The organism is Paenibacillus sp. FSL H3-0469 (assembly GCF_038051945.1).
In the GTDB taxonomy this organism is placed as follows: Bacteria; Bacillota; Bacilli; order Paenibacillales; family Paenibacillaceae; genus Paenibacillus_AQ.
Window position 1 is genome coordinate 3,757,377 of sequence record NZ_CP150302.1, and the last position, 16,831, is coordinate 3,774,207.

The 16,831-nt window shown below is 53.7% G+C and carries 14 protein-coding genes and 1 riboswitch; of the genes, 8 read left to right on the forward strand and 6 right to left on the reverse strand.

The annotated features are described in order from the left end of the window. Positions 1-90: 90 nt before the first annotated feature. Together NSS83_RS16505 and gmd are read right to left on the reverse strand one after the other, a co-directional pair. Entirely contained in the window at positions 91-300 is a 210-nt protein-coding gene (locus NSS83_RS16505) for a hypothetical protein (protein ID WP_036721132.1), read from the reverse strand. 288 nt (positions 301-588) lie between these two features. Continuing rightward, positions 589-1,587 (reverse strand): GDP-mannose 4,6-dehydratase, encoded by a 999-nt coding sequence (gene gmd / locus NSS83_RS16510; protein ID WP_341183685.1) that lies wholly within the window; start codon positions 1,585-1,587, stop codon positions 589-591. A gap of 189 nt (positions 1,588-1,776) precedes the next feature. Here gmd and NSS83_RS16515 point away from each other — a divergent pair, with 189 nt between their 5' ends. Then, positions 1,777-2,016, forward strand: a complete 240-nt coding sequence (locus NSS83_RS16515; RefSeq protein ID WP_341183684.1) for a DUF3977 family protein — start codon at positions 1,777-1,779, stop codon at positions 2,014-2,016. Between the two features lie 422 nt (positions 2,017-2,438). Here NSS83_RS16515 and uvrA read toward each other — a convergent pair whose 3' ends face one another. Both uvrA and uvrB read right to left on the reverse strand, forming a co-directional pair. After that, complete coding sequence (gene uvrA, locus NSS83_RS16520; RefSeq protein WP_341183683.1) at positions 2,439-5,315, reverse strand: excinuclease ABC subunit UvrA; 2,877 nt, start codon at positions 5,313-5,315, stop codon at positions 2,439-2,441. A gap of 480 nt (positions 5,316-5,795) precedes the next feature. Further along, positions 5,796-7,787 carry an excinuclease ABC subunit UvrB gene (gene uvrB / locus NSS83_RS16525; RefSeq protein WP_036721141.1) on the reverse strand — a complete coding sequence of 664 codons (1,992 nt, stop codon included), beginning with the start codon at positions 7,785-7,787 and terminating at the stop codon, positions 5,796-5,798. A 181-nt stretch (positions 7,788-7,968) separates the two neighbouring features. On the opposite strand from uvrB, the gene NSS83_RS16530 reads away from it, so the two are divergent. From NSS83_RS16530 to NSS83_RS16540, 3 genes are all read left to right on the forward strand, one after another. Then, complete coding sequence (locus NSS83_RS16530) at positions 7,969-8,754, forward strand: flagellar motor protein (RefSeq protein WP_341183681.1); 786 nt, start codon at positions 7,969-7,971, stop codon at positions 8,752-8,754. Beyond that, on the forward strand, positions 8,751-9,647 hold the full coding sequence (locus NSS83_RS16535) for a flagellar motor protein MotB (RefSeq protein WP_341183680.1): 897 nt from the start codon (positions 8,751-8,753) through the stop codon (positions 9,645-9,647). The genes NSS83_RS16530 and NSS83_RS16535 overlap by 4 nt, the downstream gene beginning before the upstream one ends. 83 nt (positions 9,648-9,730) lie before the next feature. Continuing rightward, entirely contained in the window at positions 9,731-10,363 is a 633-nt protein-coding gene (locus NSS83_RS16540; RefSeq protein WP_341183679.1) for a hypothetical protein, read from the forward strand. 97 nt (positions 10,364-10,460) lie between these two features. Here the strand turns inward: NSS83_RS16540 and gcvH are convergent, their stop codons facing one another. After that, positions 10,461-10,853, reverse strand: coding sequence for a glycine cleavage system protein GcvH (gene gcvH, locus NSS83_RS16545; RefSeq protein ID WP_341348664.1), 393 nt, complete (start codon positions 10,851-10,853; stop codon positions 10,461-10,463). 184 nt (positions 10,854-11,037) lie between these two features. Then, a riboswitch (glycine riboswitch) is annotated at positions 11,038-11,135 on the forward strand. Positions 11,136-11,319: 184 nt separating this feature from the next. On the opposite strand from gcvH, the gene gcvT reads away from it, so the two are divergent. The 3 genes from gcvT to gcvPB are packed head-to-tail and all read left to right on the forward strand — an operon-like array spanning position 11,320 to position 15,250. Continuing rightward, positions 11,320-12,444, forward strand: a complete 1,125-nt coding sequence (gene gcvT, locus NSS83_RS16550; RefSeq protein ID WP_341183678.1) for a glycine cleavage system aminomethyltransferase GcvT — start codon at positions 11,320-11,322, stop codon at positions 12,442-12,444. Then, complete coding sequence (gene gcvPA, locus NSS83_RS16555; protein ID WP_341348665.1) at positions 12,441-13,793, forward strand: aminomethyl-transferring glycine dehydrogenase subunit GcvPA; 1,353 nt, start codon at positions 12,441-12,443, stop codon at positions 13,791-13,793. Before gcvT ends, gcvPA begins: the two co-directional genes overlap by 4 nt. After that, positions 13,790-15,250, forward strand: coding sequence for an aminomethyl-transferring glycine dehydrogenase subunit GcvPB (gene gcvPB, locus NSS83_RS16560; protein WP_341183676.1), 1,461 nt, complete (start codon positions 13,790-13,792; stop codon positions 15,248-15,250). Before gcvPA ends, gcvPB begins: the two co-directional genes overlap by 4 nt. A 107-nt stretch (positions 15,251-15,357) precedes the next feature. Here gcvPB and NSS83_RS16565 read toward each other — a convergent pair whose 3' ends face one another. Next, on the reverse strand, positions 15,358-16,131 hold the full coding sequence (locus tag NSS83_RS16565; protein ID WP_341348666.1) for a LuxR C-terminal-related transcriptional regulator: 774 nt from the start codon (positions 16,129-16,131) through the stop codon (positions 15,358-15,360). A gap of 209 nt (positions 16,132-16,340) precedes the next feature. On the opposite strand from NSS83_RS16565, the gene NSS83_RS16570 reads away from it, so the two are divergent. Then, positions 16,341-16,691: a hypothetical protein gene (locus tag NSS83_RS16570; protein WP_341027288.1), complete on the forward strand. Its 351-nt coding sequence runs from the start codon at positions 16,341-16,343 to the stop codon at positions 16,689-16,691. The last annotated feature ends 140 nt before the right edge of the window (positions 16,692-16,831 follow it).

The window sequence follows — 16,831 nt, forward strand, 5'->3', positions numbered from 1 at the left end:
TATCTTCAAAAAAAGACGCCTTTAGGATCGCCGCAGGCGGTAAAGGTGTCTTTAAGATGAACTTGCATTTGAGGTTATGTGTGCTCTACTCTAGCTGAACCAGTTCATAATCATTGCATAATCGGATACCACAAAAACCAGCAGGCTTACCACTGCAAAACCGATGGCAAATTTGTTCTTCTGCGGAGCTCTAAGCAGCCGGACCACACCGATAAGTATCAGGATCGTGAATACAATCATAAACGCATCGAAGGTATGAAATTTAGACGGTTCTTGCGCGGCAGCTTCTGCAAGCAGCATGGCAATCCCTCCCTGAGAGTGTTGTCAAGCAAGTTTCTCTAATCCATATCACCTTCTATGTTATCGTTACCATTTCCGTCACGCAATAGAAATATTTTAAAAACGGTGTATTTGTCACAAAAAATATTCCTGATGGCTAAAACGCGCCTCGAATTGGCGATATTTATCATTGACCGCTGTTGTATCTTCAGTTTTCAATGAGCCCATCCACCTCAATCCAGCCTACAGCTGCTGCTATTCAATCAACGCAAAAGCTTCTCATTGAATCTTACGGCGGACATGCTTTAATTATGCGTGTTTGATTTGGCTGGCCTTTGTGGACTTAGTGGACCGGATAAGCGCTAAATCACTATCCACCATCATCTTGACCAGATCCTCAAAGGCAACCTCTCTTCTCCAGCCGAGCTTTTCCTTAGCCTTGGTACTATCACCTAATAGCAGATCCACTTCTGCTGGTCTGACAAACTGCTGATCCACTACAACATAATCTTTCCAATTCAATCCTACATGACTAAATGCGATATTTACAAGTTCTTCAATTGAATGGGTCTCTGCCGTAGAAATGACAAAATCATCCGCATTATCCTGCTGAAGCATCAGCCACATTGCTTTTACATAATCGCCTGCGAAGCCCCAGTCTCTTTTGGCATCCAGATTCCCCATCCGGAGTTCCGTTTGCAGACCCAGCTTAATTCTCGCAACAGCATCAGACACTTTACGGGTTACAAATTCAATGCCGCGGCGTGGAGATTCATGGTTGAACAAGATCCCGGAGCAAGCAAACATGTTATAGCTTTCTCTATAGTTAACAGTAATCCAATGACCATAAACTTTAGCAACACCGTATGGACTTCGTGGATAGAAAGGGGTCGTTTCTTTCTGTGGTGTTTCTAACACTTTACCGAACATTTCACTGCTTGAGGCTTGATAAAATCTGGCTTCCGGTTTAGTTAAACGAATCGCCTCGAGCAAATTGGTAACGCCCATTCCAGTGGCCTGAGCAGTTGCGACAGGTTGAAGCCATGAGGTGGCTACGAAAGACTGAGCAGCCAAGTTGTACACTTCATCCGGGTCCGAGAGGCTCACTGCTCTCATCAGAGATCCCAAATCAAGCAGATCCCCTTCTATAAACTCTATTTCATTCTTGAGATGCTCGATATTATCCATTATTGGTATACTTGTTCTACGGCGCAAACCAAATACTTTATAGCCTTTGGATAACAGAAGTTCTGCCAAATATGATCCATCTTGTCCTGTAATCCCTGTAATTAGTGCATGTTTTGTCATTTTACGATCTCCTTTTTCAAAGGTAGTTGAGCTTACTCATACCTATTAACAAAGCCTGAATAATATGTCTAAGCGCTTTCTTGTCCGGTATCCTTACAAAGTGGACTAATTGACGCTCATACACACGCTCTACTCCGAATCCATCTCAAGACTCGGTACACATTATTTAGAAAGAACGGTGACCCCTGCTTGAAATACATCGAATTCGGAATCGGAAACACATGGTGGGTGCGAACAGAGATTGAACAGCCGGATGGCACGGAGGTCGAAGTACAGGGGATCATCCGGCCAGTTATCTTCCGTTCCTGTTACATTCGAGTCTGGATTGGAAGAATAGTCTGGATTGCGGACTCACGGGAAGGGATCAAGCGGGGATCTAAAGCTACCCGCCGGTTCAAAATCATCTTCGGCATCCGCAGTGAGTTGTAGCGGGAAGCAGATAATGACAAATGGTGACCGGCTAACATTTCTGTTGTGTGCGTTTTTGCTTACCGCCGGAGTGCGAGTGTTGGGGGTATTTAAGTTGAATTCGTACATTTAATTTGGCGAAAACTTTGCAATTATAATAAATAGTTGGAAAAACAACACTTGTTGAACCCGATTTTTAGGAATTTACAGAGTTCCAGGGAGAGAAGTGGACTTTTTCCAACTACGTTCGTCCAACACACCGTTTCAGCTGTATTAAGTGCCTTATTTCCAATTAAGTTTGCTCTACAACTTAGAAACTCAATCGAGGGCATTCTGACTCTCCAAAACGTATGAACCGCGTGACATTGGCCGCAATATTAAAATACCCCATGCCTCTTCTGTAAGAAGGGACATGGGGTATTCGGGTTAATGAGGTGATTAGACTACACCGTCTCAGACGTCTGCAGTTCCATAGCCTGCGTACGTTCCGTATCACGGATCAGGACAGGCTTCAGGTAGCGGCCCGTGTAGGATTCTTCAACACTGATCAGCTTCTCTGGTGTTCCGGTAGCAAGGACAGTACCGCCGCCGCTGCCGCCTTCCGGCCCCATATCGATGATATAGTCGGCTGTCTTGATGACATCGAGGTTATGCTCGATGACCAGAACCGATTCGCCGGAATCGACCAGGCGGTGCAGTACCTCCAGCAGACGGCCGATGTCATCCACATGAAGACCGGTTGTCGGCTCATCCAGGATATACAGCGTCTTGCCGGTACTGCGTCGGTACAGCTCGGAAGCCAACTTCACACGCTGGGCTTCGCCGCCGGACAGGGTGGTTCCCGGCTGACCGATGTTGATGTAGCCCAGGCCTACATCCAGCAAGGTCTGCATTTTGCGGTGAATCTTCGGAATATTCTTGAAGAACTCCGTTGCATCTTCCACCGTCATCTCCAGCACATCCGAGATATTCTTGCCTTTATATTTCACTTCCAGCGTCTCGCGGTTATACCGTTTGCCTTTGCAGACTTCACAGGGTACGTAGACATCCGGCAGGAAGTGCATCTCAATCTTGATGATGCCGTCTCCACGACAGGCCTCGCAGCGGCCGCCCTTCACATTGAAGCTGAAGCGCCCCTTCTGGAAGCCGCGCACCTTGGCCTCATTCGTCTTGGAGAACAGATCACGGATATCATCGAACACGCCAGTGTACGTAGCCGGATTGGAGCGTGGAGTACGTCCAATGGGGGACTGGTCAATTTCGATGACCTTGTCCAGATTCTCCAGGCCGCGGATTTCTTTGTGCAAGCCGGGACGGACCTTGACAGCCTTGTTAAGCTGGCGGGCCAGACTCTTGTAGAGAATCTCGTTAATAAGCGAAGATTTGCCGGAGCCGGATACCCCGGTTACCGCAGTGAAGACGCCGAGTGGAATTTTTACATTCACATTCTTCAGGTTATTCTCCTTCGCTCCACGGATCTCGATCCAGCGTTCATTATCCGTTGGCCGCCGCTTGGAAGTCACCGGGATGAACTTGCGTCCGCTCAAGTATTCACCGGTCAGGGAACCGGGGTCTTTCATAATCTCCTCCGGGGTCCCTTGGGCAATGACCTGGCCGCCGTGTTTGCCTGCTCCCGGTCCAATGTCGATAATATAGTCAGCCGCCATCATGGTATCCTCATCATGCTCAACGACGATGAGCGTATTCCCCAAGTCGCGCATATGGGCGAGCGTAGCAATCAAGCGGTCGTTATCCCGCTGATGCAGGCCGATACTTGGCTCATCCAGAATATAGAGGACACCCATCAGACTGGAGCCGATCTGGGTTGCCAGCCTGATACGCTGGGCTTCCCCCCCGGATAACGAGCCGGCTGCCCGGCTAAGGGTCAGATAATTCAGCCCCACATTCACCAGGAAACCGAGCCGGCTGCTGATTTCCTTGAGGATCAGATTGGCAATCGCTGTTTCTTTCTCACTAAGCTGGAGTTCTGCGAAGAAGTCCAGGCAATCCCCAATCGAAAGATCCGTCACATCGGCAACGTTCCGCTCGTTGATGGTCACGGCCAGAATCTCTTTTTTGAGCCGCTTGCCTTTACACGAATGGCAGGGCTTAGCGCTCATGAAGCCTTCAATGAACTCACGGATTCCTTCGGAGGCTGTATCGCGGTACCGGCGTTCCAGATTCGGAATAATTCCTTCAAACGCAACCAGGGCGTCTTTGCGCTGGCCGAAGTCGTTCTCATACCGGAAACGGATCTTCTCGCTGCCCGTTCCGTGGAGCAGCTTGTTCATATGCTCCGGGGAGAGGCTGCTAACCGGTACATTCTGCGGAATCTTGAAGTGCTCGCATACGGATTTCAGGAACTGCGGATAGTAGTTCGACGTACTGCCTGTCCAGGCCAGGAAAGCTCCTTCTTCAATCGATTTCTCTGTATCCGGGATCAGCAGATCGGGATCGACTACCATATTCATCCCCAGCCCGTCACACTCAGGACAAGCCCCGAAGGGGCTGTTGAAGGAGAACATGCGCGGAGCCAGCTCTTCGATGCTGAATCCGCAGACAGGACATGCAAAGCTGGCACTGAACAGCAGCTCTTCCTGGCCCATCACATCAACCAGAATCTGACCGCCGGACAGCTTCAGCGCAGTCTCCAGGGAATCGGTAAGCCGGGTCTCAATATCATCCTTAATTACAATCCGGTCAACGACAACCTCAATCGTATGCTTCTTATTCTTCTCCAGTACAATATCTTCCGTCACTTCGCGCAGCTCACCGTCCACACGTACACGGACGAAGCCTTGCTTCGAGATATCTGTGAACAGACCTTTATGCTCACCCTTACGGCCGGAAATGACCGGGGCCAGAATCTGCAGCCGGGTCTTCTCCGGGTATTGCATAATCCGGTCGACCATCTGTTCCACGGTCTGTGAGGTAATCTCTATACCATGATCCGGACAGTGCGGATGGCCGATCCGGGCAAAAAGCAGCCGCAGATAGTCATAGATCTCGGTAACCGTCCCTACCGTGGAACGCGGGTTACGGCTCGTCGTCTTCTGGTCAATCGATATGGCCGGGGAGAGTCCGTCGATGGAATCTACATCCGGCTTCTCCATCTGGCCCAGGAACTGGCGGGCATAAGCAGACAAAGACTCCACATACCGGCGTTGTCCCTCGGCGTAGATGGTATCGAAGGCCAGGGAGGATTTACCTGAACCGCTCAGTCCCGTTAGCACGACGAAGCGGTCACGCGGAATCGTTACGTCGATGTTCTTGAGATTATGGGCCCTTGCGCCCTTGATTACTATACTTTCATGTGCCAACGGTACCTCTCCTTTAAGGGGAATTTAAAATGGAAAAACATTACCTTTCGATCCCTCCCAAACCCTCCCTTCCAAGGGAGGGCCCCAAGGGTTGCACCCTCTGGACACCCGCAAGCTCGGCGGAAGGAATTAGGTTGGTGAATGGACGACTACTGGGGCAATGGGCCCGCTAACCCCTACGGGGCCGCTCCTACTATTAGAGCGATTCGGCTCGCTGTGGCTTGCCGACAACGCTGTCCCTTCGGGATACGCGCTAAGAAATTAACTGCGGGCTGTTCCTGCGGAATGCGCAAGAGCTTAACGGCACGCTGTCCCTTCGGGATACGCGCTAAGAGCTCAACTACGGGCTGTTCCTGCGGAATGCGCAAAGAACTTAACGTCACGCTGTCCCTCCGGGATGCGCAAGGGCGTGGCCCCTTTATCTTCAAAAGGAACGGCCTGAGTAGCGCCGTTCCCTGGATCGTTAACTTCAGCGCCGGGTTACTCTGCCCGCAATTCAAGCAAGGCATCGCGCAGTTCGGCGGCGCGTTCGAATTGCAGGTTCTTGGCGGCGTCCTTCATCTCGGCCTCCAGACGCTGCATCAGGCTCTGTTTGTCTTTCTTGTTCAGCTTGCCGCCGACACCGGTGAGGTAGTCGGCCTTAGATTCGGCCACCTTGGTCGCCTCGATGATATCGCGCACCTTCTTGTTGATGGTCGTCGGGGTAATCCCGTGCTTCTCGTTATGGGCGATTTGAATCTCGCGGCGGCGCTGGGTCTCGCTCATTGCCTTTTCCATGGAGTCCGTAATGCGGTCCCCGTACATAATGACCCTGCCCTCCGAGTTACGGGCAGCACGGCCTATCGTCTGGATCAGCGAACGCTCGGAACGGAGGAAGCCTTCCTTATCGGCATCCAGGATTGCAACCAGCGACACCTCCGGCAGGTCAAGACCCTCTCTGAGCAGGTTAATGCCGACCAGTACGTGGAATGTGCCCAGACGGAGATCACGCAGGATCGCCATCCGCTCCAGCGTCTTGATATCTGAGTGCATATAACGTACCTTGATGCCAATCTCCTTGAAGTAGTCCGTCAGGTCCTCAGACATCTTCTTCGTAAGGGTGGTAACGAGTACACGCTCATCGCGTTCTACCCGGTCACGGATTTCATTGATTAGATCATCGATCTGCCCTTCGGTAGGGCGCACTTCTATGATCGGGTCAAGCAGACCGGTAGGACGGATAATCTGCTGAACCATAGTATCGCAATGCTCCATCTCATAAGGGCCCGGTGTTGCGGACACATATACAATCTGGCTTACCTTGTCTTCGAATTCCTCGAATTGCAGCGGACGGTTATCCAGCGCAGACGGCAGGCGGAAGCCATGCTCCACCAGGACGGTCTTACGCGCACGGTCACCGTTATACATCGCCCGGATCTGCGGCAGCGTCACATGGGACTCGTCAATCACAATCAGCATGTCATCCGGGAAATAGTCCATCAGCGTATAAGGAGTCGCTCCCGGCTCACGGAAGGTAAGCGGACCGGAATAGTTCTCGATCCCCGAGCAGAAGCCGACTTCCTTCATCATCTCGATATCATAACGGGTCCGCTGCTCCAGCCGCTGAGCCTCCAGCAGCTTGCCTGCTTCACGAAGCACAGCCAGCCGCTCCTCCAGCTCACGCTCAATATTGACTAGTGCTACACGCATCGTCTCTTCCTGGGTTACGAAGTGAGACGCCGGAAAAATCGCGATATGATCGCGTTCGCCGATCAGCTCGCCTGTCAGAACATCAATCTCCGTAATCCGTTCGATCTCGTCTCCGAACAGCTCTACCCGGATCGCATGCTCGCCCTGGGATGCCGGGAAGATCTCAACCACATCCCCGCGCACACGGAACGTACCGCGCACGAAATTAATATCATTACGCTGATACTGGATATCTACAAGCCGGCTCAGAATCTGATTGCGCGGCTTCTCCATTCCTACACGCAGCGAAAGCAGCAGGCTTCCGTATTCCTGCGGCGAACCGAGACCATAAATACAGGACACACTCGCTACAATAATAACGTCACGGCGTTCGAACAGCGAGCTGGTTGCCGAGTGGCGGAGCTTGTCGATTTCTTCATTTATGCTGGAGTCTTTCTCAATGTAGGTATCGGAGGAAGGAATGTACGCCTCTGGCTGGTAGTAATCGTAGTAACTGACGAAGTAATCCACGGAATTGCTCGGAAAAAATTCTTTGAACTCACTCGCCAGCTGCGCAGCAAGCGTCTTATTGTGCGCAATGACCAGCGTCGGGCGGTTCAACTTGGAAATCACTTGTGCGATGGTAAAGGTCTTGCCTGTACCTGTCGCTCCCAGCAGCGTCTGGTGCTTCTTGCCCTGCCGGATGCCGTCCAATAACTCTTCTATGGCATGAGGCTGATCGCCCTGGGGTGTATACTCGGACTCCAGTGCAAAAGTCTTCGTACTGACGACAATATCACTCATTTGCCCGTCTCCCCTCTATCGTCTAGAATATATGAATATATTATAATTTTAACCCTAATCATCCTTCATCCATACCAAGCTGAAAAATATGGAAGATAGGAATGCACGTTCCCGTTTATTATACAGCGTTGCCCAGACTGTTGCAAACCATAATATATAGAAATTTAAGGAGCCTGAATTTATGGATTTCATTACAATACTCGGCCTGCTGGCCGGAATTGCCGCTATGATCGGCGGTTTTCTGTGGGAAGGCGGCAGCCTGTCCGGCCTGCTGCAGCCCAATGCAGCCCTGATCGTATTCGGCGGTACCCTTGCGGCGGTGCTCATCAGCTTCCCGGCGTCCAAGCTCCGCACTATTCCGGCGGCGCTCCGCTTGGCTTTTGGCCGGCAACGGGATACCAGCCGGGAACAAGCCGAAGAGCTGATTGCCATGGCTGCACTCACGCGCCGCGGCGGTGTTCTCGCCCTGGAGAAACGGGCAGAGGAACATCCGGATCCCTTCACCCGTGAAGGCCTGTTTCTGATTGTCGACGGCAATGACCCGGATCAGGTCCGGCAGATCCTGGAGCTTGGGATGGATGCCAAAGAGCTGAAATATGAAGGGTACGCCAAGATTTTCGAAGCCGCAGGCGGCTATGCACCAACCATGGGGATTATCGGCACCGTTATGGGGCTGATCCGGGTTCTGAGCAATTTAACGGACCCTTCCAATTTGGGCGCGTCGATTGCCGTAGCTTTTACAGCAACACTCTATGGGGTAGCCAGCGCTAATCTACTCTTTTTACCCATTGCCTCCAAAATCAAATCCCGCAGCCAAAGTGAGCTGGGCACCATGGAGATGCTGCTCGTCGGCATTCTGTCCCTGCAGAACGGGGATCACCCGCATCTGGTCCGGCAAAAGTTGGCTCCCTTCCTGACAGACGCTCCTAAACGCAGCATCGGCACCAGCCCGGGGGAACCGCTATGAGGCAAAGAAACCGCCGGCAGCCCCGTACCGCCGCTGGCAAGGAGAGCCGGGACCGCTGGATGATTACCTACGCGGATCTGATCACGCTTCTGCTTATTTTTTTCGTGATTCTGTATGCTATGAGCAGCCTGGATTCGCAGAAGTATGCCATTGTCAGCGGATCCTTATCGGATACCTTCAGTAGCGGAAGTGCAGTGCTGGAAGGCGGAAACGGCGTGCTGGAGGGCAATCAGGGAATCACCGGGAATGCCGTTTCGAAGGGGAACACTGAAGGCGGCGGAACGGCTGGCGGTCCTTCTGCTACAGGCTCCGCGAATGCGGGCGGGCTGAATGGAACCGGGGCAGATCATCCTGCAACCGGACAAACAGGAAACGGGGAGGGACACCAGCCGTCAGCGCGCGAGCTTGCTTTTCGGGAACAGGAAGCGAAGCTGGCTGCTCTTATGGGCGTCATCACCCAGTATGTGGAGGAGAATAACCTTGGGGAACAGATTTTTGTGGCCGATAAACCGCAGGGCATTGCCATCACGCTGAGTGACCGGTTCCTGTTCGATGCGGGTAAGGCTGAGTTGAAATCCCCTGCCTTCCCTGCACTGCGCCAGCTATCGGGCCTGTTCCGCGGCATCGGCGCCACGATCAGCATCGAAGGCCACACCGACAATGTTCCCGTGACGCCCGGATCAGTCTATAAAGACAACTGGGAGCTATCCGGCGCCCGTGCGCTGTCCGTCCTGCGCTTTTTTCTGGACAAAGAGGGGCTGAGCCCTGATACCTTCCAGTACGCGGGTTATGCCGATACCCGGCCTGCCTACGATAATACAACCGCCGAGGGAAAGCAGCGGAACCGCCGGGTTGAACTAATTGTGCTGCGTCAGCTTCAGGAGGAAGAATAGCACGTAATTGCGAGCGAATCAGCTCAGATACCGGCAGGCGGCAAAAGCATATATCCATTTGCTAATAAAGGAGATAGACCGCTATGCAGGATACAAACGGAGCGGCGTCGGAGGCCGCAGGGTTCTTCAGGTTTTTGCGGCTGGCAGTTTCGCTGATCATGATCATTATTGCCCAGGGGATGCTTACCCTCTTCGTCGGATTTTTTGCCGCCTTCATGCAGTTCTTCTCCTCCCGTTACTTCTGGGGAGACCTGGCCCGCGTCTATCCGCTGGACAAGCTGATTGCAATTGGCGCTGATTACCTTATTGCCGGAGCTCTCTTCGCCCTGGCTTGGTTCGGGGTCTGGTGGATGCTCTACGGCTTGTCCGGGAATGGGCGTATCCGCTGTTTCCCCCTGCTTTTGCTGAGCGCGTATTCGACGTTTCTTCTCCTCTTTGCACAAGTCAATCCGGTCTATAACCCGGAAGCCATGATCCCCAGTTCTGCCGGGGAAGCGACATTTATCGTTTGTATGGGGATGTCGGCTGCTGTGCTTTTCCCGTTTTATTCAGCCGGGGTGTATTATTTCGTGCTCAAGCCCGCCACCCGTCCGCGAAAAAGATACCGTTTCCTGCTGCTGTGCTCTGTATTTTCCATTGCGGGTCTGGCTCTTCTGCCCCTGCTGTGGCAGCTGGCTCCGGGCCTTTATCCCGGTCTGCTTAGCTTCCCGGAATAAGATACAGACGCAAAAAGACAGACCTCTCACATTAGTAACATCTAATGTAATAAAGAGAAGTCTGCCGTATTCAGCGCTTTCGCGGATAAGCTAACTTTTATTCCCCAACGAGTTCCTTGTACGCAGCCGCATCCAGCAGGCCGGTTACTGACTCTGCGAACTCTGCATCAAGCTCCAGCTCAAAAATCCAACCGTCCCCGTAAGGCTGGTCATTGATCAGCTCCGGGCTGGCCTCCAGCGCATCGTTGATCTTGGTCACCTTACCGGATACGGGTGAATATAGCTCCGATACGGTCTTCACGGATTCGATACTGCCCACACTGTCGCCTGCGGAGATCGCCGCGCCCACTTCCGGAAATTCTACAAACACGATATCGCCCAGCAGATGCTGCGCATGATCCGTAATCCCTACACGTACTACGCGTCCCTCGCCCTGCTGCGCCCACTCATGCTCTTCGCTGTATAGCAGGTTGTCAAGCACTTCACTCATTCCAAGCCGCCTCTTTTCCGTAATTGGAGTTCTAAATTTAGTTATAGCCTAAGTTATCGGCTTGCCTAATGTCAATATAACTGACAGTAAAATTAAATTTGTCAACTTTTTGACGTTTTTTTGATTGACAGGGCGGAGGGTTACCCGGTTTAATGGAGTCAGTAGAAAAACATATGGTTTGCGAATGATGGCATAGGGAGAGACTGTCTCACAGGAAGACAGCGCCGAAGGAGTAAGCCCGGGATGGGTGAATCTCTCAGGCAAAAGGACCTTTGCCGGACGCATCTCTGGAGAGCATCCGGGTGCCTGCGCCGCAGGCTTCACGGATCACCAACGGGGAAACCTGCGCGGCATGGCAGGGTAACTCTCAGGTACCAAGGACAGAGCGAAAGTCCATTTATGCATACGTGCATAATGGCTTTCGCCTGTCCTTTTTCGTATGTAATCAGACCAAGGGAGTGACAAGATGGAGTCTTTGAGAAGAACGCCTTTTTATGATCTCTATGCCGCTTATGCGGAGTCCAGATGTATTGATTTCGGCGGCTGGGAGCTGCCGGTGCAGTTCACAGGCATCGTGAAGGAGCATGAAGCCGTCCGTGAACGGGCCGGACTGTTCGATGTCTCGCATATGGGGGAATTCATGGTTACCGGGAACGGCGCTGAAGCCTTCCTGCAGAGAATGACCACCAATGATGTCACCCGCCTGGAAGACGGCGCAGCGCAGTACACCCTGATGCTCTACCCAAGCGGCGGAGTGGTGGACGATCTGCTTGTATACCGGCTGGGCGGGGAGCGTTACATGCTTGTCGTCAATGCGTCCAATATCGACAAGGACTTCCAGTGGCTGCAGGAGCATCATACCGCTGAATTCAGCGGCGTCACCCTGCAGAATATCTCGGATGAGACGCTGCTGTTGGCCTTGCAGGGACCGCTCGCGGAGACGATTCTGGCCAAGGTCACGCAGGTGCCACTAACAGAGCTTAAGCCGTTCCACTTCATCGAACACGCTGAAGTCTGCGGCGTCACCGTCCTGCTCTCCCGTACCGGATATACCGGCGAAGACGGCTTCGAGCTGTATGCCCCCGCCGATACAGCAGCAGCACTCTGGAACGGTCTGCTGGCCGCTGGCGCTCCGCATGGCCTGACGCCTGCCGGCCTGGGCGCACGTGATACGCTCCGCTTCGAAGCCAAGCTGCCGCTGTACGGCCAGGAGCTGTCGGCGGAGATTACGCCGCTTGAAGCCGGTGTCCAGTTCTTCGTGAAGCTGGACGCAGGGGACTTCATCGGCCGCGATGCCCTGCTGAAGCAGAAGGAAGCCGGCCTTCCCCGGCGTCTTGTGGGCCTGGAGATGATCGACCGCGGCATTCCCCGCTCCCACTATCCCGTGTACGCGGACGGAGTGAAGATCGGTGAAGTTACGACCGGCACCCAATCCCCTACCCTGAAGCGGAATCTCGGACTCGCCCTGCTGGACGCTGCCTATACGGAGCCGGGCACAGAGGTGTACGTGGAGATTCGCGGCAAGCAGCTCAAGGCTGCCGTCATCAAAGCCCCATTCTACAAAAGAAGCCAAGGAGTGAAGCCGCAATGAAGCACCGCTATCTGCCTATGACTGAGCAAGACCGCGCAGAAATGATGGAGACCGTAGGCATCCAGTCTATCGATGAGCTGTTCGCCGATATTCCGCAGTCTGTCCGTTACCAGGGGACCCTGCCGATGTCCGGCGCCCTGGACGAATATGCACTGCTTCGCCATATGAAGGGGCTCGCAGACAAGAACGCCGATTTCGACACTCACACCAGCTTCCTCGGCGCCGGATTATATGACCACCATGTTCCGGTCGTGATCAACCATGTGATTTCCCGTTCGGAATTTTATACCGCCTACACCCCTTATCAGCCGGAGATCAGCCAGGGTGAGCTTCAGGCCATCTTCGAATTCCAGTCCTATATCTGTGAGCTGACCGGGATGAAGGTCGCCAATGCCAGTATGTATGACGGCGCAACGGCCCTGTCCGAAGCGGCTGTGCTGGCCGCAGGCGCAACCAAGCGCAAGAAGCTGATTGTCTCCCGTACCGTTCACCCGGAAGCGCGCCAGGTGCTGCGCACCTCCGCCAACGCCTGGGGCCTGCAAATTGTAGAGATTGACTATGCTGACGGGGTAACGGATCTCGCCAAGCTGGCCGAAGCCATTGACAGCGATACCGCTGCTGTTCTGGTCCAGTCCCCCAACTTCTTCGGCGGGATTGAGGATCTGCGCCAGATTGAGCCGCTGATCCATGCGGTCAAGGGACTGATCGTGGTCAGCGCGAACCCCATTGCACTTGGCGTATTGGAGTCCCCCGGACGGCTTGGCGCAGACATCGTAGTCGGCGACGCGCAGCCGCTGGGTATCGCCGCCTCGCTGGGCGGCCCTACCTGCGGATTCTTCGCGGTGGCTGAGCCGCTTATGCGCCGGATGCCGGGCCGGATCGTCGGCCAGACGGTTGACCGGAATGGCAAGCGCGGCTTCGTGCTGACCCTGCAAGCCCGCGAACAGCATATCCGCCGGGAGAAGGCGACCTCGAATATCTGCTCCAACCAGGCGCTTTTGGCGCTGTGCGCCTCCGTCTACCTGTCCGTGATGGGCAAGGAGGGCATGCGCGAGGTAGGTGAGCTGAACATCCGCAAGAGCCACTATGCTGCCGGGCGGCTGGCTGAAATCGCTGGCGCTGAGCGTGTCTTCACTGCCCCGTTCTTCAATGAATTCGTCCTGAAGCTCCCGGAGGGCAGCAGTGTGAGTGCAGTGAACTCCAAGCTGCTGAAGGAAGGCTATCTGGGCGGTTATGACTTAGGCCGGGATTATTCCGAACTGGCCGGACATATGCTGGTGGCCGTAACGGAGAAACGAAGCAAGACCGAAATTGACGAATTCGCAAGCGCACTGGAGGGCTGTGTATGAAACCGGAACAAAGTCTGATTTTTGAATTAAGCCGTCCCGGCCGCTCGGCCTACTCCCTGCCTCTGTGTGATGTGCCGCAGGAAGAAGGTCTTGACTCACTCATTCCCGGAGGGCTGCTGCGCAGTGAGCCGGTTGTGCTGCCGGAGGTATCCGAGGTGGATGTGATCCGCCACTATACCGCCCTGTCCCGCCGCAACTTCGGAGTCGATAACGGCTTCTATCCGCTCGGCTCCTGCACGATGAAATACAACCCGAAGATCAACGAGGATGTCGCCCGCTTCCCCGGACTCTCCAAGATCCATCCGTACCAGCCGGAGGAGAGCATCCAGGGTGCGCTTGAACTGATGTACACGCTGCAAAAGGATCTCGCCGCCCTGACCGGCATGGATGCCGTATCCCTGCAGCCTGCTGCCGGTGCCCACGGCGAGTGGACCGGCCTGATGATGATCCGCGCCTACCATGAGAGCCGCGGCGAGATCCGTTCCAAGGTCATCGTGCCCGATTCCTCGCACGGTACCAACCCGGCAAGCGCCGCAGCCGCCGGCCTTGAGACAGTCACCATCCCGTCCAATGACAAGGGTATGGTTGACCTTGAGGCGCTAAAGGCAGCTGTCGGCAGCGACACTGCTGCGCTGATGCTCACGAACCCGAGTACCCTCGGACTCTTCGAGACGCAGATCGTCGAGATCGCCGCGATTGTCCACGAAGCGGGCGGACTGCTCTATTATGACGGAGCGAACTCCAACGCGATTATGGGCATCACCCGCCCGGGCGATATGGGCTTCGATGTCGTGCATCTCAACCTGCACAAAACGATGAGTACGCCGCACGGCGGCGGCGGGCCGGGAGCCGGACCCGTCGGCGTGAAGGCGAAGCTGATCCCGTTCCTGCCGCAGCCTACTGTGGCACAGAACGGGGACGGCAGCTTTACGCTGGACTGCGGCGGGCCGGAATCGATCGGCCGCGTCAAAGCCTTTTACGGCAACTTCGGGATTCTCGTCCGTGCTTATGCGTATATCCGCACCTACGGTCCTGACGGCCTGCGTGAGGTGTCCGAGAACGCCGTGCTGAACGCCAACTATATGATGCACCGGCTGGCTCCTTACTTCGAGATTCCCTTCCCGGGCGTCTGCAAGCATGAATTCGTCATGTCCGGCAAAAATCTTAAGCAATACGGTGTACGTACCCTCGATGTAGCCAAACGGCTGCTCGACTTCGGTTATCATCCGCCTACCGTCTATTTCCCGCTGACTGTAGAGGAATGTATGATGATTGAACCGACCGAGACGGAGAGCAAGGAAACGCTCGACGGCTTCATTGAGACAATGATCCGAATCGTTAAGGAAGCCGAGGAGACGCCAGAGATTGTCATTAACGCACCGCATACGACTGAAATCAGCCGCCTGGATGAGACGCAGGCCGCGCGTAAGCCGGTACTCAACTGCTCCTGCGGTTAACCTTCTACCAGGGAAGCTAGGCTTCTAAATCAAATAGCCGGGTCAGGGATACCTCAGTATCGCTGACCCGGCTATCTTTTATATGTATCCGAATACGGAATTGCCCGCTACGGCGTAAGGCGCTTCACGAACTGGAAGCGGTCATTCACCCGCATTTTACTATAAATACTCTTCAGCATATTGCGCACGGTGCCTTCACTGATGCCCAGATCGCTCCCGATGTGCAGTGCGCTCTTCTCCATCAGCCACAGCCTCGCCACCTCCTGCTCCCGCGCGGTCAGCTTATATTCCAGCAACGTGGCTTCTAGCCGGTACTGCTGCATCTCCGGGTTCTTCTCCATCCACTTCTCCATGATATTCTCGGCAATCTGCTGTACGAAGGGAATGGCGAACTCTATCGGCTCTCCTCTATTAAAAGAAATATCAACATACCCGTAAACGCTATCATCATCCTGCAGTGGAGCGCATACACAGTTCCAGTCCCGGAAGGTCTGATCCGTATGCTCCGTTCCCCGCACCACCCCGATGCAGTTCATCTCCATCGCCAGCGATACGGCATTCATTCCCGCCTGTTGCCTGCTTAAGCTGACCCCCGGACGCAGCTCCGCCTGCTCCATCTCCGCCCGTGTCTCCGAAGAAGAATAGACCAGCTCCAGAATGGTCCCCGCCTTGTCCGTCAGGAACACCACGTATGGAATGGAGAGCAGCTGGCTTAATTTGTTCATCTCACTGCGGATCGAAGAAATCATAGCTCTATGATAGATATGCTCCCTGGATTCTTCGGAAGAACCCGCCGCAGACATCACTCCCTGGGCATGGGCCTTAGCTGCATCCAGAGGCCGGAAGGCTTCAAGTTCGCTAGCTTCTAAATCCCCAGGCATACTCCATGCTCTTGATTGATTAAAGACTCTCACAAACGATCCCTCCATATTTACCAATTCCTATATTATCAATTTTAAAAGAAAGCATTATAACATACAATTACGGAATAATGAACATTCAGTATTGGATCTGTAAATCCCCGCGTTAGCGCTGTAAAATGTAGAAATCTGTTCATCTTATATTTCTACATAATTCCAGGAGGTTCGACATGCTTCGCATTGGCTATCTATCGACTGCCCTCAATCTGGCTACCGCCATGGTATCCTTCCTGCGCTTTGGCAGTAATTATGCCCTGTTCATTATGGCCAGCTATACACTCTTAACCCTTGCGGGATACCGGCTGCTGCAGAATAAAAGGACGCTGCATCTGATCCCTCTGCTCACCTTCAGCTGTTCATTCCTCTTATACAATGTGACCTATGTATTGTTGAAGCAGATTAACCTCGTAGACCTGTACGCAGTAGACTGGAGACTTGAGGTTCAGCTGGCGCTTCCCCTGCTGGTAGGGTTCGCCGTCCAGACTCTCCTTAAGCGCAGCGGTAAATCCCGGTTGGTGTAGGCTAGCCGGGGTTGCCGCTTTTTTTGCAAAATCGACCTAAACTGATAGTTTTCGACATCGGCTCAGTGATATATTTACTCTTACGTCTTTCGATCGCTGAGGATTCAGAATTTTTCTCGCAGCCATCTGCGGTAACGCTT